General features: G+C 47.4%; 18 protein-coding genes. 3 read left to right on the top strand and 15 right to left on the bottom strand.

What is annotated here, in order from left to right:
• Window positions 1-31: 31 nt before the first annotated feature.
• The 11 genes from P5G61_RS27515 to P5G61_RS27465 form a co-directional block, all read right to left on the bottom strand.
• A complete protein-coding gene (locus P5G61_RS27515; protein ID WP_024631297.1) occupies window positions 32-553 on the bottom strand; it encodes a GNAT family N-acetyltransferase in 522 nt (173 codons plus the stop codon).
• Window positions 550-1758: a Gfo/Idh/MocA family oxidoreductase gene (locus P5G61_RS27510; RefSeq protein WP_301249429.1), complete on the bottom strand. Its 1209-nt coding sequence runs from the start codon at window positions 1756-1758 to the stop codon at window positions 550-552. The genes P5G61_RS27515 and P5G61_RS27510 overlap by 4 nt, the downstream gene beginning before the upstream one ends.
• Window positions 1755-2609 (bottom strand): metallophosphoesterase family protein, encoded by an 855-nt coding sequence (locus P5G61_RS27505; protein WP_301249428.1) that lies wholly within the window; start codon window positions 2607-2609, stop codon window positions 1755-1757. The genes P5G61_RS27510 and P5G61_RS27505 overlap by 4 nt, the downstream gene beginning before the upstream one ends.
• Before the next feature lie 14 nt (window positions 2610-2623).
• Window positions 2624-3403 carry a carbohydrate ABC transporter permease gene (locus tag P5G61_RS27500; protein WP_301249479.1) on the bottom strand — a complete coding sequence of 260 codons (780 nt, stop codon included), beginning with the start codon at window positions 3401-3403 and terminating at the stop codon, window positions 2624-2626.
• A 151-nt stretch (window positions 3404-3554) separates the two neighbouring features.
• Complete coding sequence (locus tag P5G61_RS27495; RefSeq protein ID WP_285079913.1) at window positions 3555-4445, bottom strand: carbohydrate ABC transporter permease; 891 nt, start codon at window positions 4443-4445, stop codon at window positions 3555-3557.
• A gap of 130 nt (window positions 4446-4575) precedes the next feature.
• The gene (locus tag P5G61_RS27490) at window positions 4576-5943 is read right to left on the bottom strand and encodes an ABC transporter substrate-binding protein (protein ID WP_301249426.1); all 1368 of its coding nucleotides are present in this window, start codon (window positions 5941-5943) and stop codon (window positions 4576-4578) included.
• A 42-nt stretch (window positions 5944-5985) separates the two neighbouring features.
• A complete protein-coding gene (locus P5G61_RS27485; protein WP_301249425.1) occupies window positions 5986-6852 on the bottom strand; it encodes a DUF6923 family protein in 867 nt (288 codons plus the stop codon).
• Between the two features lie 172 nt (window positions 6853-7024).
• Complete coding sequence (locus P5G61_RS27480) at window positions 7025-7876, bottom strand: helix-turn-helix domain-containing protein (protein ID WP_024631304.1); 852 nt, start codon at window positions 7874-7876, stop codon at window positions 7025-7027.
• Between the two features lie 175 nt (window positions 7877-8051).
• A complete protein-coding gene (locus P5G61_RS27475) occupies window positions 8052-9404 on the bottom strand; it encodes a sensor histidine kinase (protein WP_301249424.1) in 1353 nt (450 codons plus the stop codon).
• Window positions 9401-10075 carry a response regulator transcription factor gene (locus P5G61_RS27470; protein ID WP_301249422.1) on the bottom strand — a complete coding sequence of 225 codons (675 nt, stop codon included), beginning with the start codon at window positions 10073-10075 and terminating at the stop codon, window positions 9401-9403. The genes P5G61_RS27475 and P5G61_RS27470 overlap by 4 nt, the downstream gene beginning before the upstream one ends.
• Before the next feature lie 55 nt (window positions 10076-10130).
• On the bottom strand, window positions 10131-12104 hold the full coding sequence (locus tag P5G61_RS27465; RefSeq protein ID WP_301249421.1) for a serine hydrolase domain-containing protein: 1974 nt from the start codon (window positions 12102-12104) through the stop codon (window positions 10131-10133).
• 162 nt (window positions 12105-12266) lie between these two features.
• Here P5G61_RS27465 and P5G61_RS31980 point away from each other — a divergent pair, with 162 nt between their 5' ends.
• Both P5G61_RS31980 and P5G61_RS27455 read left to right on the top strand, forming a co-directional pair.
• On the top strand, window positions 12267-12638 hold the full coding sequence (locus tag P5G61_RS31980) for a DUF6713 family protein (protein ID WP_363325768.1): 372 nt from the start codon (window positions 12267-12269) through the stop codon (window positions 12636-12638).
• A 135-nt stretch (window positions 12639-12773) separates the two neighbouring features.
• Window positions 12774-13763, top strand: coding sequence for a DUF4003 family protein (locus P5G61_RS27455; RefSeq protein ID WP_301249420.1), 990 nt, complete (start codon window positions 12774-12776; stop codon window positions 13761-13763).
• 89 nt (window positions 13764-13852) lie between these two features.
• Here the strand turns inward: P5G61_RS27455 and P5G61_RS27450 are convergent, their stop codons facing one another.
• The 3 genes from P5G61_RS27450 to P5G61_RS27440 form a co-directional block, all read right to left on the bottom strand.
• Window positions 13853-14845 (bottom strand): phosphotransferase, encoded by a 993-nt coding sequence (locus tag P5G61_RS27450; RefSeq protein WP_301249419.1) that lies wholly within the window; start codon window positions 14843-14845, stop codon window positions 13853-13855.
• Between the two features lie 165 nt (window positions 14846-15010).
• Entirely contained in the window at window positions 15011-16786 is a 1776-nt protein-coding gene (locus P5G61_RS27445; RefSeq protein ID WP_301249418.1) for a SulP family inorganic anion transporter, read from the bottom strand.
• A 170-nt stretch (window positions 16787-16956) separates the two neighbouring features.
• The gene (locus P5G61_RS27440) at window positions 16957-17286 is read right to left on the bottom strand and encodes an ArsR/SmtB family transcription factor (RefSeq protein WP_024631312.1); all 330 of its coding nucleotides are present in this window, start codon (window positions 17284-17286) and stop codon (window positions 16957-16959) included.
• A 541-nt stretch (window positions 17287-17827) separates the two neighbouring features.
• Here P5G61_RS27440 and P5G61_RS27435 point away from each other — a divergent pair.
• Window positions 17828-19168, top strand: a complete 1341-nt coding sequence (locus tag P5G61_RS27435) for a lytic polysaccharide monooxygenase (RefSeq protein ID WP_301249417.1) — start codon at window positions 17828-17830, stop codon at window positions 19166-19168.
• Between the two features lie 281 nt (window positions 19169-19449).
• On the opposite strand, the gene P5G61_RS27430 is transcribed toward P5G61_RS27435, so the two are convergent.
• On the bottom strand, window positions 19450-20238 hold the full coding sequence (locus P5G61_RS27430; protein WP_301249415.1) for a GNAT family N-acetyltransferase: 789 nt from the start codon (window positions 20236-20238) through the stop codon (window positions 19450-19452).
• Window positions 20239-20248 lie beyond the last annotated feature (10 nt).

The raw sequence follows: 20248 nt of genomic DNA, 5'->3' as shown, positions 1-20248 counted from the left end.
AAGGAATGTAAGGAAGCGGATTCATTATACACTAACTCATCAGTTCGTTGAATATCCTTTCCCAGCGACCACTATGCTCCTCCTCCACAAGTAAAGGAACAAACCCCAACCGGAGATAAATAGAAATGGCCGGGAGCCTGAAGTCATCGGTTTCAAGCAGGGCTGCTTGTTTGCCCTCTTCTCTCATCCGGTGCAAGGCAGCCAGGGCGATGGTATACCCCAGTCCCTTCCCTGAATGTCCCGGCAGAGCGCCGACCATATGCAAATATCCACAGTTGATATCGGCATCCTCTTTCTCCCAGGCTACAGCAGTGGCGACAGCAAGTCCCTCATAACAGAGAAACAGAATCTTCTCCGGCATAAATGGCGGCTGGAAACCAATCTTGTCTCCGAAGGCAATTTCCCTCGCAAAGGAAATGCGGATCACATGCTCCCATTCTGTAACATCTCCGGGGTGAAATGATCTGAGCTTGTAGCCTTCCGGTATGTCCAGCTGCGGCAGATCCGCCAACGTTTCCTTTTTCATGACCAGCTTGGAGCGTTCATCCCTCATCCTTCAGAGCCCGCCTTTCCTCTAAAATCCGGAAATGTCACGGTGTTCCCGCCCAACTTCACGGATTCCATGGAAAGGAAGAAAACCGAGCTCCAGGTCACGGCGTCATATACATCAACCAGCGGACTTCGATCTTCCTGAATGGCGGAGATGAACTCCTCCAGCACCAGAAAATCACCCCCGCCATGCTTCGTGCCGGCGGCCAGATGACCCCACTGCTTCCATTTCGGATGGTCGTATTCCGGCTGATAACGGGACATCTTCTCCCATATTTCCGAGCCATCCTCCCCATTCACCGGAGAGCGGTCCTGCATCCATACGAGGTCTTCCTCATATGGATGGCGCGCTGACAAATAAGCACCTTTGGTGCCCTGCAGCATATAATGCGTTTTATTATGGGGCCGGACGGAAACCCAATCCACACGCAGCGTAATTAGAACGCCCTTTTCGGTCTTCAGGGCGGCAACGGCTGAATCCCCTTGGCTCCAGTAGCCTTGACGGGCAGCCGGGTGATCCTTGCCAAATTGCTCACTGAAATAATTCTGCAGCGCTCTCGGTTCAGAGACTTGTGCCGAAATGCTTTTAAGCCGATCCCCTCCGGGTTTATTCAGTGCAATCCACTGTGCGGCAGGTCCAATCGAGTGCGTCGGATAATTGACTCCGTTGTAATTCTGGTGAAGCTGGCCCCGCCAGGTTAGCGAGCCGTTCGGATGATGAATCAGATGACGCAAATCATGAATATAGCCACCCTCCACATGGGTAATCTCACCGAATAGACCCTGCTGCGCCATATGATTAACCGTCAGGTTGGACCTGGAGAAGCAGTAGTTTTCCGACATCATATATTTCAATCCCGTGCGCTCTACCGTCTCGACCAATTCCCAGGCTTCCTCAAGGGACTGTACCGCGATGACCTCACTTAACACATGCTTGCCTGCGTTCAGCGCATCAATTGAATGCCGAGCATGCATATGCATCGGGCTGATCACGAATACTGCATCAATAGAAGCATCTTGCAGCATTTCCGAATAGTCGCTGTACGTCCTGATTCCTGGAAAAATCCCCTTCCACTGTTCCAGCACCAATTCATTCAAGTCACAAGTAGCCGTCAAATCAATACGGTCAGCCAGAGAATGCAAGGCATTCAAAAAGCTTGCCCCCCGGTTGCCACCGACAATCGCCAGCCTGACCCGCTTGCGGCTCATGGCGTCATCTCTTTCTTGCCAGACGATAACGTAAAGATCAGTTCTGTTGAATCATGGTCGCCTTTGGCATCAGGATGCGGCTCATAATCATACAACCCTTTGACAAACGTCCTCGCCAGTTCCTGATAGTTCGCGCCTTGCAGTTCAACCGTATGTATGCTCATCTGCTGGTCCTGAAGGTTGACGAGCACCACGGCAGGGATATCCGGCACAGCAGCGATTTGTACAAAATGCCACTGGTCTCGCTGGATGACAGACTGAACATGATTGTGTCCGTTAAAGTAAATGCCCTGACCCTGATGCTCCTTCAGGACAGACCATAGGTCGAGTTCCGGATCAAGAGACATCATCGGCTCTGTCGATCTGGCCGTTGTATCGTATACAGGATGATGGGCAAAGACGAGCAGCGTTTTCTGTCCATACTTGTTCATCTGTCCGCGCAGCCAATCCATCTGTTCTTCATCCATCATGCCGCCCCAGTGGTCGGGATTCTCGCGGGCAGTATCCAGCACCAGCAGGACCGCCTCTTCTTCTTCAATGGCCAGATAACGCTTCTGTCCGGTTGTAGCTTCAAGCTCGGCCTTGGAACAGGCATGAGTGTCATGGTTGCCCAGCGCGTACAGAAATCTCCGTTGCGGCAGCGCCTTTTGAACTTTGCTCATAATAAAATTGAATTCCAAAGGTTCACCGGCATGTGTCAGGTCACCAATAGATATATGATAGTCCGCCGAGAAGTCCAGAAATTCTGCCAAATACGCTGTATAAAAAGCATCCCTTGCCTCAATCATCTGGTCACCTGCCTCAACTAACAGAGCAGGATAATGCAAATCCCCCATTACAATCAATCTCATCCTCGATCTCTCCCTTATCCTTTGATGCCCGAATGCATAAAACTGCTGATGAACTGCCGCTGGAACACCAGAAAGCCAATCAGCATCGGCGCCGTCACGATCAGCGTAGCTGCACTGACATCCGTCCACTGCGCACCTGCTTCGGTTGATTTCGCAAACATGGCCAGCCCTACCGTCAGCAGACGATTCTCCGGGGAGTTCGTCACGATGAGCGGCCAGAGAAAGTCATTCCAATGAAAGCTGATGGAAACGATCGCAAACGAAAGGTAGACGGGCTTTGACAGCGGCATGTAAATCCGAAGCAAAATGCCGAGTGAGGAACAGCCCTCCACACGCGCAGCTTCCTCCAGCTCGTTGGGAAGCTGCTTGAAGGCTTGCCTTAGCAGAAAAACGCCGAAGGCAGAGGCGAAATAAGGCAGCATAACCCCGATCTTGGTATCCAGCAGTCCCAACTCGTTAATGATCTGATAATTGGAGAAAATGAGAACATCTGCCGGCACCATAATCTGCACAAGAAAGAGCATGAATAAAATATTTCGTCCCACAAACGCAACTCGTGCGAACGCATACGCTGCCAGTGTCAATGTGAAAATCTGAACCGCGAAGATCCCTGCGGTCACCAGCAACGTATTCCACATGTATTGTCCGAACGGTGCCCCTTTCCATACCCGACTAAAATTATCCAGCGTAAATTGCCAGGACCAGCCGGCACCAATGGAAGCCTCTCTGGGAAGAAAGGCATTGCGCACCATCCACATCAGCGGAATCAGCCACACGGCAGCAAACAACAGCATGATTGTATGCCAAACGACTTGTCCGGCGATCCGGCGGCGCCGTGCGGATTGGAACTTCCTGTCCAGCGACAGGTTGTCCTTCTTCTTCATCGTTTTGACGGACAAGGACAGGTCGGCTGTATTCTTCATGATTGTCCATCCCCTCCACATTTTACTGATAATGAATCTTGCGTTCCCATCCGGCAAACTGAAGACAGGATATAATCAGGAGCAGAACGATCATTACCACGGTCATGGCCGCTGCCATCCCCTGGTCATTGTAACTAAAGGTCGTCTCATAGATGTAATACAACAGCAGACTGCTGGCATGATCCGGCCCTCCCTTGGTCATCATCCACAGATGATCCACCCATTTGAACGCATTCGTGATCGCCACAACAGTGACAAACAGCGTCGTAGGCATCGTTAGTGGAATGGTGATTCGCAGCTGCTGCGTCCACGCACTGATTCCGTCTACCGAGGCGGACTCGTATAAATCTTTCGGGATTTGCTGCATACCAGCCAGATAAAAGATCATGAAGTATCCCGCTTCCTTCCAGACGGTCATTACGATCAGCGAGCCCAGCACCGTATCCGGATTGCCGAGCAGATTCACCTCACTGCCTGCGAACCAGGAAGCAAACCGGGCAAATAAACCAAACTGAGGCATATAAAGAAACAGCCAAATGCTCGCAGCGGCGATCATTGGAATCATATTCGGGTAGAAAAAAGCAACTCGGACCAAGCTTTTGCCACGGATTGCTTTATCTGCAAATAATGCCATGACAAAGGCCAGCGCCATAGACACAGGAACTGTACCGATAGCAAACCAAATATTATTTTTGAACACTTCAACAAAGATAGGATCATGCAGCAATGCCTTATAGTTGTCCATTCCGACAAATACGGGAGTGCGAACAGCCAAATTCTGCTCAAACAGACTGAGCCATGCCGATTTAAGCATCGGATAATAAGTGAACATGCCAAGAAACAGAAGAGATGGCAGTACAAGCGCCCACCCAAACCCGTTGCGCCTAAGCTTCTCGTTCCAGCGGGTATTCATGCCCTAACTCCCCCTTATACATTCTGCGCTTTGCTTTTCCATTCGCCGCTTATAAAGAGGTATGGGCGGGAGGCATATGAATGGCTTCCCGCCAGGCTCTCTTCATACTGAATACTTGAATGCAGCAGCTTTATTTGTTAAAAGGAGCGAGCACACGATCCGCCTCTTCTTGCGCGGCCTTCAATGCTCCGGCCGCATCAATTTTGCCAGCCAGCGCGGATTGAATCTGGTTCGTCAAAGCCGAAGACACCTTGCCATGGTTATGTGTGGATAATTCCCTGAACGCATACTGCAGCTGGTCGCGGGCAACGAGTGCCTGCGGAAAGCCATCGGTATAGGTCTTCATTGCTTCCGTATCATAGGCCGATTCTCGCACCCCAACATAACCGGATGACGAACTGAACAGTGCAGCCTGCTCAGGCGCAGTCATAAACTTGGCGAATTCCCAGGCTGCTGCCTGTTTCTCGGGAGTTGTATCCTTGAAAATATACAGGTTTCCCCCGCCCGTAGGTGATCCGTATTGCTTATTAGCGGGTGCGAAGGCTACACCGAAGTCGAATTTGGCATTGGTTTTCACATTCGTTAGATTGCCGCTGGTGTGCATCATCATAGCCGTTTTGCCTTCAATAAAGTCAGTTGGCGTAGCCGCCCAATCAATAACTCCCTCAGGCATTACCTTGAACTTACGGGACAAATCAAGCCAAAATTGCAGAGCCTCAACGTTCTCCGGCGTATTGAAATTGGCCTTCCTGCCATCGTTGCCCATAATGCTCTGCTTGGGATCGCTCGCATTCTGTCGGGCAAGCATCTGGAACATCCAGTAGGAATCGTCATTGCCCGGAATCTCCAGCCCCGTATGTCCATCACGATTCAGCTTCCCGGCATATTCCACCAACTCATCCCAATTGGTCGGCGGCTTATTCGGGTCAAGCCCGGCTGCCTTAAACATGTCTTTGTTGTAGTAAAGAATGATCGTGCTCCGCTGGAACGGTATGCTGTAGGTATGCCCATCCGCTTGGGTATCCTCCACGAAGGCCGGATAGAAGTCATCCTTGTTGTAATCCGTATCCTTGGCAATAAAATCATCGAGTGGAATAATCGCTTCCGTGTCCAGCATGCTATACAGCTCAGTGGACATCATTACAGCCACATCCGGTGGCTGGCTGGCTTGAACGCCTGCCTGAATTTTGATCGTATTATCTCCGTAGTTTCCGGTATAGACTGGCTTAACTTTAATATCAGGAAACTTCTCCATAAAAGAATTCGTCATTCCGTCTATAACCTTGGTGAGCGGACCACCGACGTTGACCGGATAATAAAACGAGATTTCAACCGGCTCCTTGGATGTCTCAACTGAAGCGTTGCCGGCTTCAGTTGTTGAAGTCGCTGTAGCTGTTCCCGCCTTTGAATCCGCTTCACTGGCCCCTCCCTGACCGCAGCCGGTCAACATGAACGTTAACCCAAGCGCAATCAGCATCATTCTACCCTGCTTTAGCATGTATTTTCTCCCCTCATATGTGCAGAGCCTTTACGGCTCTGTTTAAAATGCGTAATGTCTGAAATTCATGCTTACACGGTTCGAGCCTACATCAAGGATATGCAGGACCGCACCATCTGCCGTGGGAAGTACCGTGATGCCTTGCGCTTCATTGCTGCTTCCAAGATTCCGGTCAAAGGCCAGCGTGACAGCTCCGGTTTCCGGATCAATCCGGTAGACGGATTTTTGCGAATTGTTATCGGAAGAGGCGTACAGCGCACCGTTATACATCTCGGCACCTTGAATGCGATCAATAGTTTGACTAAGCGGTACCGTTTTGATGAGGCTCATGTCACTGAGACGAAATACATTCAGTACCGGCGCATTGTTCCATTGGGCTGTGTAGACTTGGCCGCGAGCGGCATCGACCGCTACCCAGGGCACTCCTCCGGGATGAAGGTTCAGCGGAAGTTCATAAGAGATTCCGGTGTATTGAAGGGTCGAGGCATTATAAACGGCAATGTAAGGATGCTCGTATTTCTTGCTGTCTTCGATCGGAGCATAGATCAACCCGTTGTAATACGAAATGTCGCCAATGTGATCACCGCCCTTTAGAGCTATGTCAGCGGGGATGGCAACTGCATTTCGCGCCTGCACCGTCTTGCCGTCCAGTGCCGTCTTGAGCAGACCAAGCTGGGAGTTAAAAATCCATGAGTTTCCGTCTGTTGTGACGCCTTGGCCGCGCTCAAAGGCATCGGTAAGCCAGAAAGTCTGCTTGGACACCTCATGCCAGGATTCGGCTGCCTGTTGAGCGGCTACTGCATAATCCGCAGCTTCAGCCGCGACGGGGACCGACCATGCACCAGATGTTAAAGAACCTGCAAGCAAGACTCCAGCACAGACCCAACCAGACACTTTGTTCAGTTTCATTAATGGACTCCTCCTGAATTGTGGGCCTGCTTCTATAGTGGCTCGTCCATTATAGAAGCAGTAACCTCCGTTTTAGCCAGCAGAACTCACTGCCCGCTTGGCTTAAACATATTGTAGCGTTCAGGCTAAGGACGTCTGTTGGACAAAATGCTGTTTTTATTGAACAAAACAATCATTTTAGAATAATCCGGTTTGCAGAGACCTCGTTCATATACTGTTTGGGCGTCGTTCCAGCGATTCGCTTGAACATTCTGGTGAAGTGGCCCTGGTCCGAGAAGCCGGCCCGGTCTGCAATTTCCTTCAAACCGTATTCTCCCTTGCTGATTAGCAGCTTGGAATATTCAATCCGCAAGCGAATCAGATAATGATGGGGTGTATGCCCCGTCTGCTGTTTGAACAGCCGAATATAATGGGACAGGCTGAGGGCAGCCCGGTCGGCCAGCTCCTGAATGGAGAGCTCCGCCTCCAGATTTTCTTTCATATATTCAATGGACTGATAGATTTCCTGATTGGTAGTCATTCTGGAGGGCGTACTCCCCGTGCATACCTGGGAATAGTGGTTCAGGAGATGCAAGGTGAGCATATTGGAGAGTGAATCACTGTATATTTTCCCTTGTCTGCCGCCATTCTGTAACTCTTCGAGCAGCCAGAGGCCTAGTTGCAGCAGCTTGGGGTCCTTGACATAATACTTTAGCTGCAACTGAATAAACCCTTCCTTCAGCAATCCTGATTCGCGCGCGATGTGCTCCAGATAAGAAGGGGGAATTTCAATTTGCAAAAAATATAGTGAAGCCTTTCCCCAGGAACAGAGAACGGGTTCTCCTGCAGGAAGGATATGAATGGTGTAGTAATTCTCATAATAAGCCGAACAATGGATACCAATCTGATGCTTCGTTCCGGTAAGCCCCCCGGCAGCATGCTGAGGACTGGGCCACCGTGCCACCTGCAGATGATCCCATCCAAGGGCTTGGCTTGTGAGTACAGGTTTGCTGTCGGCCGGATACACTCTTTCGATTGTTCTCATCCTATCACCCCTTTTCACCACGTTAGCAACCTACTATGCGGGATGTATAAACTGTGGGTAAAAGAGTTCACTATTTTGAATGTGAAGCGGCACTGTTACATTTGATTTGACGATCTGTCTTACAAAAACAGGCTGCCAACAAATGAATGTTAGCAGCCCTGAATTTTTCTTACTTTTATCCTGAAGGCAGATGAACCATCACCGTCGTACCTTCACCCACCTGACTATTGATTTCGACATTTCCCTGATGCAGTGTCACTATTTTCTTGACGATCGCAAGACCCAGGCCGTTACCGCTAATGCTGCGGTTTCGCGACAGGTCTGTTTTATAAAACCGATCAAACACATAATCCAGCTGCTCTTGCGCTATTCCTATGCCCGAGTCCGTTATCGTGAAGAGAATTTCATTCGTTAACTGGTCCGTGCGTATATGAATATACCCACCTGCAGGCGTAAACTTCATGCTGTTCCCCAGCAGATTCATCCAAACCTGGTTTAGCTGGTCCCGATCCGCTGTAACTTGAATCGTATCTGTAAGTTCCAGATGAACCTGAATATTTTTGGCGGACCACTGCGGCTCGCAGGTCACAATAATTTGCCGAATCTGCTCATCAAGATGATACGTGGTTGCTTCGAATGGATGATGATCCGAGTCCAGCGATGCAAGCTCCAGCAGATTGTCGCTAAGTCTGGATAGCCGTCCACTCTCCGTAATAATAATATCGAGGTAATAATTACGATCAGCCTCCGCAACCAGGCTACTGTTTTTCATCGCCATGGCAAAACCGGAAATGGATGTGAGCGGGGTTTGAATTTCATGAGATACACTGGAAACAAAATCCTGTCTCATCTGTTCCAGCTGTTTAAGCTCACTCGCCATTTCATTAAAACTGTGCGTCAAAGCTCCTATTTCATCGACACGTTTCGTTTGGATTTCCACATTAAAATCACCCTTCGCCAGCCGCTTGGTTGCCCGTGTCAATACCTGAATCGGTTTCACCAAGTACCTTGCAGCAATAAGAATACAGAGGCTTCCGATCAACAGTGCGAGTAATAATATCAGGAAGACCATCCGATTAATGATATTTTCGTTCTGCGGGGAATATTGCATAAACACGGCGTGTGACTCCCCCTGGAGTGGAAAAGGAATGCCGATAAAAGTCTGATCCACCTCAGCCGGAGATCGATAGACGTGGCCCTGCAGCACTATTTGAACCACCTCTGGTGCAATATGAACCGTATCCGTATTGTCCAGATCATAGTACGTTGCGTTGCCGGAAGCGTCATATAGATGAATGGGATAGGTGGATACCTTCACCATACTTTTGATGAAAGCATCCCTGTCCTCAGGTTGCGTTTGCTCATAGAGATGTATCATCTCCTCCCCTGCTGCAATCATATCGTTCTGTCCGATATGATTAACTTCTTTTTTGAACAGGAAGAGCCCCAGGAAGAAAGAGGTCAGCAGGCTGAAGATGATGACGACCAAAAACGTGCAAATAATCCGAACATATAAGGTTTTGATCATGTGATCACTAACCGGTAGCCCAAGCTGCGGGCCGTTTCAATCTGAAAATGGTGTGCATCGCCAGCGAATTTTTCCCTTAATCGCTTAATGTGAACATCAACCGTCCGGTCATCCCCTTCATAATCGCTCCCCCAGATCTTCGTAATTAACTGTTCCCGGGTAAAAATCTGCCCTGGCTGGTTCGCCAGCATGAACAGCAATTCGAATTCCTTTAAAGGCAGATTGAGCGTGTCCTCTCCCCGGATCACTTGAAAGCTGCGGCGATTTAGCACAATGCCACCTAGCTGTATGGTTTGGGAGGAGACAATCAGATACCTTTTCAGCAAGGCTTTGACTCTCATCACAAGCTCCAGCGGATCAAAGGGCTTCGTCAAATAATCATCCGTCCCAAGCTGGAAACCCTTCACTTTCTGAGCCGATTCCCCTTTCACCGTGACCATTAAGAGCGGCATGTTCAGATCCATGCGCCGTATCTCCCTGCATAGTTCCCAACCATCCAATCGTGGCATCATAATATCGAGAATGACCAGATCAATTGGGGATTTCTCAACAATCTCCAGTGCTTCCGCACCGTCTTTAGCCACTACGATCTCAAATCCCTCATTCCGCAAAAACAAGGTAATTAGCTCCCGAATATGCACATCGTCATCCACGACAAGGATTTGGGTCATATGAAATGCAGGCCTCCCATATCTTTCTTCTCCTCTTCCACACTGGGTGGAGGGTTCAACCAAAATGCCAGCCTAACAGATTCCAATGATAGAAAAATAAACACAAGGTTACTGCTGCTAAGGCTACGAACGTATAGTGCGCACGCTTCGGTAACGTCCAATAGCTGTTCTTCCATGCCAGGATGTTCATTGTTACAAGCGCCACACTCCATCCCACCAGAATAAGAGGCATGAACAAATAAAGACGCAAAGATAGTGGAATGTGGCTGAGTCGATCGATCAGATCCATGTTCATCACCAGAAATGCTCCGCCCAAGGTCACCAATGACCAAATAGACGTCATGACAGACAGCCGGACTGCCCATTTCTGCACCCTTGGCATCTCTTTGTTTTCGCGTCTGTGATAAATCGCTCCCACCAATACGGTGATGAACAGAATGGCCGAAATTCCTAGCAATGGGAGCCAGAACTTCGATTGATTCATCAATGGCGCAGGTTCCAGAGGCATTGGATTCAACATATCCAGAAACAGATACGTGACCTTGCCCTCTGCATCGGTGCGGAACCCCATCTGATGTGTGCCTCCGACCTCCTGGAATAAATTCACGCCAATCGGAGTGTATACTTGCTGATCTGCACCACTTCCAATAAAGAGCCGGTTATCCGAAACCTCAATATTGATCTGAGTCAGAAAACTGAAAAACGTATCGACCTTCGTCTGATTACGACGTGTAAATTGATAGGAACCTGCATATTTCTCCAGAGGCTCCCCCAATTCAACAGAGGTTGCAGCAGGCTGCTTAGCTGTCTGGGCAGGATAGTAACGATTAAAAAAGGCTTGCGCCAACCCTCCCGCTGCCGTTCCACCTTCCCCTCCACTATAGGAAACAAAAATACCCATTTGTTTGTCCGGTACAAGATAAAGATCTGTATTAAACAGCTCGTCGGCCCCTGCATGAGAGATCACACGCAATCCATTCATATTCAACTCGTAAAAGCCCAGATCCATGGCGGGTAAACGTTCGTCAAACTGGAATGCCGGGGAATGCATAAGCCTGGCGGTTTCCGGCTTGAGAATTTGCTTATCCTCATATCGCCCGTCCTGTAGATGAGCAATCATGAAATGAGTCATATCGTTCGCCGAGACACTACCTGATCCCGCAGGCCGGAAGCCTCCCTCAAACGTTGGCCGCTTAGTTACAAACTCGCCATTGGCTCGGGCGTATCCGAGCACCGCATAAGGCTCCAACGATGCTGGAACAGGCTCCTCTACCGTAGCATAATTCATGTTCAGCGGATCAAATATATTTTTTTGTATATAGTCATTATAGGCAATACCACTGACTTCTTCGACGATAAGACCCGCGAGTGAGGCACCATAATTGGAATACGCCAGCATCTCGCCTGGAGGCTTAACCCTTGCAGGCATGTGCTTCGCCATGGTTTCAGCAATAGAAACGGGGAGTTTCTCCGGATCGGTAGTGATCTGATAACCTACACCGCCTTCCTCGAAGCCTGCGGTATGGGTCATGAGATGGCGTAACGTAATCGGCTCCGCATAGGTTTTCGGTATTTTCACCGTTTTTAGATAGGTGTTGACGTCTGTATCGAGATCAAGCTTTCCCTCCTCGACCAATTGCATCACAGCGGTCCATGTGAACAACTTTGTTGTCGAAGCGATACGAAACAAGCTGGTCTGAGGATCAACGGGTTTATTTTCTTCGATGTTCGAATGTCCGTATCCTTTGGAGAGCAGAATCTTTCCATCCTTCACAATCGAAATGACTGCGCCCGGAATTTGTAAAGAGTTCATTTGTACATCCATAATTCCATCAATGAATGCTGCTAGTTGAGCTTTGTCATCCAGATTCGCAGCAGCTCTCTGATCCAATTTACCGGAATTCAATCCGGGAGCAGATACCGCAGCCGCTACGGGTGACATTGTCCCTAACCCCATTGCTCCTAATGTAATGCATAACAACACCAGTACCATCATTTTGCCAAAAATCTTCCTTATCGACGATGACATAATCAACCTCCACCACTCCGCATATTTTTTAAAAATGGTTCCTCTTGCTTTCTTTCGAGAGCATATCAAGAACGTATGAACGGAGCGTGAACCTTTTTGTCATTCTTTGCCAAATAGAAGTAACTTCAGTAAGATAGGGGAAGATTGAATTAGAAAAGGAGAATGGGAATGCCAGACTTGTTACTAGTCTTATTTTTGTTTAATTTATCTTTATTTCTTCTGCACGAAATGGATGCCATTAGACGATCCGAATGGAAATTGTTTATCGTGCTGAAAGACATGGAAGATGAGAAGGCCTATAAATTCTTCACATTCGTTCACCTGCCACTTTACACCGTCATCCTCGCCCTGCTTTTCAGCTCTTACCAGACGATTACGTTCTGGGTACTGGATATATTTTTCATCATTCATGCGGCACTGCACCTATTTTTCGAGAAGCACCCTCGTAATGAATTTAAGAATACATATTCCAGATCATTTATTTACCCCATGGGGATAATTGGGGCCGTTCATTTGTTAGCTTTATTAATGTAATAGCATCAGATTGTATATCAAGAAATAAGTAATCTTATGACCGTTTGCCAGGTACATCAAATAAAGTCGCTGTGTAAGCATATGCATTTATAGTAGACTGGGGAGAAAAGGTCCAATCATTGGGGAGGTCTGCTTATGCAAGAGCAACATGCAGCACGAGTCGAACTATTCGTTTCCAACAATCAGATCATCAAAAAATCATTCAAGTGGCAAAATGTGATGATGCACCGTCTGGCGGCCCTGCTATATGCAGCGGAAAATAAACAAGCCGATGGCGATGCCATCCGTCAAAGCCATGAATTGATCAAGCAAAACACGAATCTCTTTTCGGTCTTCCGGGGAAATTCAGCGATTAGCATCGCCACCATGCTCTCGCTTACGACAGAAGAGGAAACGAAACTGGCCGATACCCTTCTGATCTATGATCTGATGAAAAAGAACAAATTTCGCACATCTGATTATCTGGTCATTGCGGCCTATCAGATTGCGGCTCACGCGAAGCCGGACCAGTTCGAGCATAGGGTGGAACGAACCAAAATATTTTACGATCACATGAAAGCCCAGCACCGCTTTCTTACTGGACAGGACGATTATATTTTCGCTGCCATGCTGGCCCTTTCCGATCTTGACGTGGAATCCGGTGTAACTCGTATGGAGCACCTCTATACTGAACTCAAACCTGAGTTCTCGCCGGGGAATAGCGTGCAGGCATTAACGCAGGTGCTGGTCTTAGGAGATGACAATCCGGACGCGGGCGCTCGTGTACTCGCATTAAACGAAGCATTCCGCAGGCGGGATATACGAATGGACAAAATGTACACTCTACCCTCCCTGGGGATACTCTCCCTGCTGCCTGCTGACCGAGATACGCTAGTAGCACAAGTTGAGGAAACGTATGAATTGTTGCGTACACAGAAAGGCTTTGGTGCCTGGTCGATTAACAAACAGGAATTGCTGCTGCTCTCGTCTTCGCTGGTGGCAGTGCAATATGTGGAGGATCTGCGAAACGGCGTTCTGACCACGGCTGTCTCCACTAGCATCACCAACATTATTATCGCTCAACAGGCCGCCATGGCCGCTGCTGCAACATCGGCTGCCGTCGTTGCTTCGTCCTCATCGAGCTAGAGGTCCTGAAGTATTCATACCAAATAAAAAGGCCCTCTGGTACCCTCCAGAAGGCCTTCTTATTTTGAATACAGCGTTGCTGTTAGTTACTACTCCCCCACGATACCCGTGCCACGAAACTCCTCAATGAAGCTGTTCAGCCAATCCGAACCATAATCCAGCGCCCCCATATCACTCTCAATAAAAGCAACATCCAGACCCATAACCCAAAATCTGCGAGCGATAATGAATAAATCTACGGCCTTTTCATCTTGTGTAGAGAAGTATCGAATGGAACGATAGCCCTTCAAGAGCGCATTCCATAATACTTCTCTCTGCTCACCAGACTGTCTCTTCCGAGCCTTGACCTGTGCCAGGTCGTAAGAACGCCAGCCTTTAGCCGCCCACTCAAAGTCATAATGGATAAACTGACTGTCCTGTTGAAAAGCGTTATTGTTCCCATGCATATCGCCATGACACAGCCCTGTATCCAAACCTTGTTTAGTAGCGACGACGATGCGTTCTTTTAACTCTCTAGCAAACGTATGTAGAAATGATGATGCTTCATTTTTCTCACCAATGTAGTTAATGATTCGTTCAAGAGGCTCGTCAATTAGAAACTTCGTATCCAACTCATATCGTGGCAGCTCTGCAACCGCGTGATCCATAGCCTTATGCAATTCAGCCGCAGACTGACCAAATTTGTAACATGACTCTTCATCCTCAAGATTGTTCTCTGTCCCCTCGATGTAGCGAAACATTACGGCAATTCGTCTGCCTTCCGCCGCATCCAGTACGGTATATCCGCTGCGATCTTTCTTCTCGATGTACTCTCCAATATCGGTGTGTACAGATGAACCTAGAATGCCCTTTAATTGAGATAACAGGGATAGTTCGTAACGGACATCGTTTTCCGTAATTTCAGAACGGTAGACACGAAGAATATACATGCCAGTGGATGTACGTAACCGGTAGGTATCATTTAACCCCCTCAGCCAAAACAAACATTCTTCCCAAGTTCCGATTTCATACTGATCCCTCAATGCAAACTCCAGATATTTAGGGTTGAGCACTGAACGCAAAGCAGTCGGTTGATTAAACATATGTATGCTCCTTATGTTTGATATGATCTTTACTCTAATTACAGAATAAATAAATCTCTCATCTATCAACCTATAATATAGTATATTTTTCATTTATTTTCCAGAATGTATATTTTATTAAAAGAATAGTCCCTCTCCCCTAACATTCCATCCCTATTCAGCGGATTATACAGGGCTATTTGCCTTGGTTCGTATCCCCGGCTCCAGCCCACCTTTACGCTCAGGAAGAGCCCCTGCGCTCGACAATGTGGCACATTCACGAAAGGCAAAATGTTTGCATCCCAAGCATTTCTGATGATCCAGATGTAATAAAGCATAATCGATGGCCTCACCTGTATGCTCAAACATATGGTCAGGAGCTATTCGTTCAGCCAACCCCGTTCTTTTCAGCATCTCCATCGGCTGGGCCTGGATTCCAGAAAATAGAACTATTCCGTTTGATCGCTCAAAATGTTTCAATATACTGGCCAAATTGGATTCACCTGTGGTGTCGATAAAGGGGACTTTACTCATGCGCAGCAGTAAAATGCCTGGCCGCCGATGAATTGAATCCATGACCGATTTCTCAAACGTGTCCGCTGCTCCAAAAAATAATGGACCTTCAATCGTATACATGCTCATTTGAGGACAGTCATGACCGTCATGGACCATGTGAGCCATTACTTTTTCGTGCTTATGATCGGGATCAGGCAGCACTTTGGCAACCTTCAACATCTCACTCATACGCTTCACAAATAACAGAACAGCCAGAATCAATCCAACCTCTACAGCCGTTGTTAAACTTGTAAATACAGTTAACAAAAAGGTGATGAGTAACACGAGCGAATCGCTTGTTCTTGTTTTTAAAACATGTATGAACGATCTCCGTTCACTCATATTCCAGGCAACCATCATCAGGACTGGAGCCATACTGGCAAGTGGAATATGCGAAGCATACGGTGCGAATAGAACAAGTACCAACAGGACCACTACGCCATGAATAACCCCCGACAATGGTGATACAGCCCCGGATTTAATATTCGTAGCCGTACGCGCAATCGCCCCTGTTGCAGGAATACCCCCAAATAGTGGTGTCACCATATTAGCGATTCCCTGTCCAATCAGCTCCCGATTGCTGTTATGACGACTTCCAGTCATGCCATCGGCAACAACAGCAGACAGCAACGATTCGATTCCGCCTAACATGGCGATAACAAAGGCCGGTTGTAGCAAGTTCACGATTCGCTCCCAAGTGATCTCCGGCACATGAAACTGAGGCAAGGAGCTTGGTATGGCGCCAAAGGACGATCCGATCGTTGCAACCTGGCCCTCAAAAAAGAACGCTGCGACTACCGTCGATAGTACCAGCCCGACCAGTGATGCAGGCACCTTTGGTGCAAATCTCGGCACAAGCAGAATTACAGCCAGACAACTGCCTGCTGTCAGCAAGCTGTATATATTAACGGTTGAGATATGCATCCCGATCTCCTTCATGTTGGACCAAAAATCTTCATGTTTCTCAATCCCGCTCAGTCCCAGAAAGTTAGCAATCTGCCCACTGAAAATAATGACGGCGATACCAGCGGTAAAACCAATGGTCACTGGCCGAGGTATAAATTTGATTAACACACCGAGCTTCAACAGCCCCATTAGTACCAGCATTATTCCGGCCATAATCCCGGCAATCAATAAATTTTCATATCCGTACTGCATCACGATTGCGAAGAGAATCGGAATAAATGCGCCTGTCGGCCCGCCAATCTGGAACTTGGACCCACCCAGCAAGGAAATGAGAATCCCTGCAATAATTGTCGTGTACAAGCCATACTCCGGCTTAACTCCGGAAGCGATAGCAAATGCCATTCCCAGTGGAATTGCAATAATGCCCACAATCAACCCTGATAACAAATCCTTGCGAAAAGCGGATGCATTGTATCCTGCAAATCTCCCCATCCATTTCATCTATTTTAACCTTCTTTTCTTTATATATTTGAATATTTGAATATAATAAAAAGACTACTCCCAAGGATGGCCCCTGTCAATCGTAATGCTCACTTTTGCCAACCAGATCATAACGCAAAAAAACAAGAAGTTCCCTGCACTTGCCTCCCGGTTCCCCTTGTTTATTGTGTTTAAGTATCTTTTCGTATGTCTTCAAGCATCGAAATGGCGTCGACCAAATGATTATCAAAAATCTGCTTGGCGACTGTCAGCAGGTCCTTGATTAGAGGGTCACGAAGCGAGTAGATAACCGTGGTTCCTTCCTTGATTCCCTGGACAACGTTTTTACTGCGTAACACAGCCAACTGTTGTGAAACGGCCGAGCCTTCTGACCCGAGAATACTTTGCAACTCATTGACGTTTTTCGCTCCATCACTAAGCAACTCCAGAATTTGTATCCGCATCGGGTGCGCCAGTGCTTTGAAAAAATCAGCTTTGAACTGTTGAATGCTTTGATTCATACGTAATGCCCCTTTATTCAAACTTTTGAATGTATGAATATAATATCACACATAAGTCAACAGGAGCAGCAAGCCAACACGATGAGCAAGTGTCATTTCCCTGTCTTGACCTTGAAGTATACTTCAGACTTTTCATCCAAAAATGAATCATGTCTTTGTGCTTTATCCTATTCCTGAAGCCAAAGATACCGAGCGCAAAATCATTGATATTATTAAACATTAAATCGTTGTTTTTGATGTCCTTATATCCATTTTCGTTTATAGGAAATTAACTTATCGATTCAGTCGGAAATAAAGGCCTTTGTGGAGAGATGATCTCTCCGCAAAGGCCTTTTGTATGTACTACCCAAGTGTTGAATAACTGGATAATCGTTGGAATTTATCCTTGTTCAGCGAATGTGCGTCCTTTACAATAACTTTAGAAATTCCCGTATATCGATTTCTTCATTCAACAATATCCATATATGGTATAGCACTTCCTTAATTACGATATAAGCTCTTACTTGAGTTTATATAAAAAAATGATACAGGAGGCTATCTAATGTTCAGATTCATTTTACCGTCTTCCAAGCTAGTATTGATTTGCTGTCTACTGGTGCTTTCAACGGTGAGCATGCTGTTCAACAGTCCAAAGGCATTGTCACATGGCTACGTAGAAGGGCCGGCAAGCCGCGCTGCACTGTGTGCTTCGGGAGTCAATCAGGATTGCGGCAGTATCGTGTATGAGCCCCAAAGTCTTGAAGCGCCTAAGGGCTTCCCTGGTGCTGGACCTACGGACGGCCACATTGCAAGTGCTAACGGTGTGTTTCCTAAACTTGATGAGCAATCCGCTACGCGTTGGTCGAAAGTAAATATGTCCAGTGGCAGTAATACATTTACTTGGAAGCTCACGGCTAACCATTCAACAGCAAGCTGGAAATATTATATTACGAAAACAACCTGGAATCCGGAAGCACCTTTATCCCGTAATTCATTCGACCTGACACCGTTCTGTTCAGTTCCCTACGATGGCAGCCAACCTCCATTTAGCTACACCAACTCATGCAACGTACCTGAACGCAGTGGTTATCATGTGATTCTAGCTGTCTGGGAGGTCGCGGATACTCCCAACGCCTTCTATAATGTCATCGACGTAAACTTCTCCGGAACGAATCCGGTGGACAATGTAGCACCAACAGCTCCAGCTTCCCTTGTGGCAACTGCAACTGCAGCTACAAGTACATCCTTATCATGGAAGGCTTCAACAGATAATGTAGGTGTAACAGGGTATAAAATTTATAACGGGACTACCTTGGTAGCGAATGTATCCGGCACAACTACAAGCTATACGGTAACGGGTCTGACTGCAAATACGGCATATTCCTTTACCGTCAAAGCAGTCGACGCAGCAGGCAACGAATCTGCAGCCAGTAATAGTGTAAGCGTTACCACAACTGCACCTCCTGCTAACGATACTACCGCACCAACAGCTCCAGGCGGGCTGCATGTAATGGGAACACCGACCGCCTCCAGCATTCAGCTGATGTGGACGGCATCCACAGATAACGTCGGGGTGACAGGCTATAAAATTTACAACGGCTCTACTCTAGTTACAACGACATCCGGGACAGCAACGTCCTATACGGTAACCAATCTTGAAGCAAACACAACATACAACTTCTCGGTTTATGCTGTTGATGCCGCAGGCAACCAATCAGCTGCAAGCACGATCAGTGGTAAAACAGCAGCAGCTTCAACTGCACCTGCATGGGCAGCCAACACCCAGTACACAATGGGTACAATCGTCAGCTACAATGGCTTGACGTACAAGTGCCTCCTCACACACAAGTCTCAAGTGGATTGGATCCCTTCGGCAACACCAACCCTCTGGCAGTTGCAATAACCGGATTGATTGGAGGATTAGATATAAGGAATCCCATATAGATCCTGATTTATAACCACAGCCGGTCCATTTTCATGGGATCGGCTTTATTACATCATGCAAAATAAGACGCTTCCGGAAGGATTCCCGAAACGTCTTATTACTTTCTTTTTACGTTCCCATACCGAATTTATCAAGCCAATATGGGTAATTATGGTGTCATACAGCCTCATCGCTAATCTCATACGTCCATCTTCCATGAACGACTGAACGACTGACTTAACGCCGAAATGGCGATCACGTTATAATTTCATGAGCATTTCATACTGGCCAACATGATATTCAAAGCCTGATTTGACCAGGAAATCTTCCATCGGTTTTAGATGAGATTCCACATTGAGGACACTAATTCTAGGAGATTCTGTGCGTTGGACCATCTCTGTTAGGATGCTGCTTGCAAACCCTTTGCCCCGGTAATTTTGGCTTACTCCGAGCTGTGGAATATCACCTGTTTTTTTATCTATCATGCCATAGCCAACAATGCTGTGATCCTGACGTGCAACCACATAGATAAAAGCTTCCGGCACAGCGTAGATGGAATCAATTGAATTTTGCCAAGAGGGCTCCACATCCCAAAATCCCTTGAACTGCTCCAGATCGATGCCCTCCACACATTCCACCGTGCAGGTCGTTTGCGGTATGAATTTATCTTTTTGCAACTGAAAACATGAAAATTCCCTTTGAATTTTAAAGTTTTGTTTTTGATAGAGCTGAACTGCGGATTCGTTGGTTTGGATGACTTCCAGCAAATATTGCTCTACATTTTTTTCTTTAAGCTGCTTTTGAATATTCAAGAGCAGTTCACTAGTTATGCCCTGACGTCTGCATTCTTTTACAACACCTGTCCCAAGGTCATATGCAGTTTCCTTTCCATTCCAGTTTCGAAGTCCATTGATAACAAATCCGACCATTCTCTCATCTTTAAAAGCCCCCATCGATATTTCGGGATGATACCCCCTTCGTTGGAGCATTTGTTGAAACTTCCAAAAAGGCAAATCCATTTTCACCTGGTAATCGGAAAACGCATCCACAAACGCTTCG

The organism is Paenibacillus vandeheii (assembly GCF_030433635.1).
Taxonomy (GTDB): Bacteria; Bacillota; Bacilli; order Paenibacillales; family Paenibacillaceae; genus Paenibacillus; species Paenibacillus vandeheii.
Note: the sequence above shows the minus strand (reverse complement) of the source record. Positions and strands in the feature narration are given on the sequence as shown.

Excerpts from the sequence above, each read along its gene's own strand:
- P5G61_RS27515 (WP_024631297.1), bottom strand. The coding sequence starts at position 553 with ATGAGGGATGAACGCTCCAAGCTGGTCATGAAAAAGGAAACGTTGGCG.
- P5G61_RS27510 (WP_301249429.1), bottom strand. The coding sequence starts at position 1,758 with ATGAGCCGCAAGCGGGTCAGGCTGGCGATTGTCGGTGGCAACCGGGGG.
- P5G61_RS27505 (WP_301249428.1), bottom strand. The coding sequence starts at position 2,609 with ATGAGATTGATTGTAATGGGGGATTTGCATTATCCTGCTCTGTTAGTT.
- P5G61_RS27500 (WP_301249479.1), bottom strand. The coding sequence starts at position 3,403 with ATGCTGTTGTTTGCTGCCGTGTGGCTGATTCCGCTGATGTGGATGGTG.
- P5G61_RS27495 (WP_285079913.1), bottom strand. The coding sequence starts at position 4,445 with ATGAATACCCGCTGGAACGAGAAGCTTAGGCGCAACGGGTTTGGGTGG.
- P5G61_RS27490 (WP_301249426.1), bottom strand. The coding sequence starts at position 5,943 with ATGCTAAAGCAGGGTAGAATGATGCTGATTGCGCTTGGGTTAACGTTC.
- P5G61_RS27485 (WP_301249425.1), bottom strand. The coding sequence starts at position 6,852 with ATGAAACTGAACAAAGTGTCTGGTTGGGTCTGTGCTGGAGTCTTGCTT.
- P5G61_RS27480 (WP_024631304.1), bottom strand. The coding sequence starts at position 7,876 with ATGAGAACAATCGAAAGAGTGTATCCGGCCGACAGCAAACCTGTACTC.
- P5G61_RS27475 (WP_301249424.1), bottom strand. The coding sequence starts at position 9,404 with ATGATCAAAACCTTATATGTTCGGATTATTTGCACGTTTTTGGTCGTC.
- P5G61_RS27470 (WP_301249422.1), bottom strand. The coding sequence starts at position 10,075 with ATGACCCAAATCCTTGTCGTGGATGACGATGTGCATATTCGGGAGCTA.
- P5G61_RS27465 (WP_301249421.1), bottom strand. The coding sequence starts at position 12,104 with ATGTCATCGTCGATAAGGAAGATTTTTGGCAAAATGATGGTACTGGTG.
- P5G61_RS31980 (WP_363325768.1), top strand. The coding sequence starts at position 12,267 with ATGGGAATGCCAGACTTGTTACTAGTCTTATTTTTGTTTAATTTATCT.
- P5G61_RS27455 (WP_301249420.1), top strand. The coding sequence starts at position 12,774 with ATGCAAGAGCAACATGCAGCACGAGTCGAACTATTCGTTTCCAACAAT.
- P5G61_RS27450 (WP_301249419.1), bottom strand. The coding sequence starts at position 14,845 with ATGTTTAATCAACCGACTGCTTTGCGTTCAGTGCTCAACCCTAAATAT.
- P5G61_RS27445 (WP_301249418.1), bottom strand. The coding sequence starts at position 16,786 with ATGAAATGGATGGGGAGATTTGCAGGATACAATGCATCCGCTTTTCGC.
- P5G61_RS27440 (WP_024631312.1), bottom strand. The coding sequence starts at position 17,286 with ATGAATCAAAGCATTCAACAGTTCAAAGCTGATTTTTTCAAAGCACTG.
- P5G61_RS27435 (WP_301249417.1), top strand. The coding sequence starts at position 17,828 with ATGTTCAGATTCATTTTACCGTCTTCCAAGCTAGTATTGATTTGCTGT.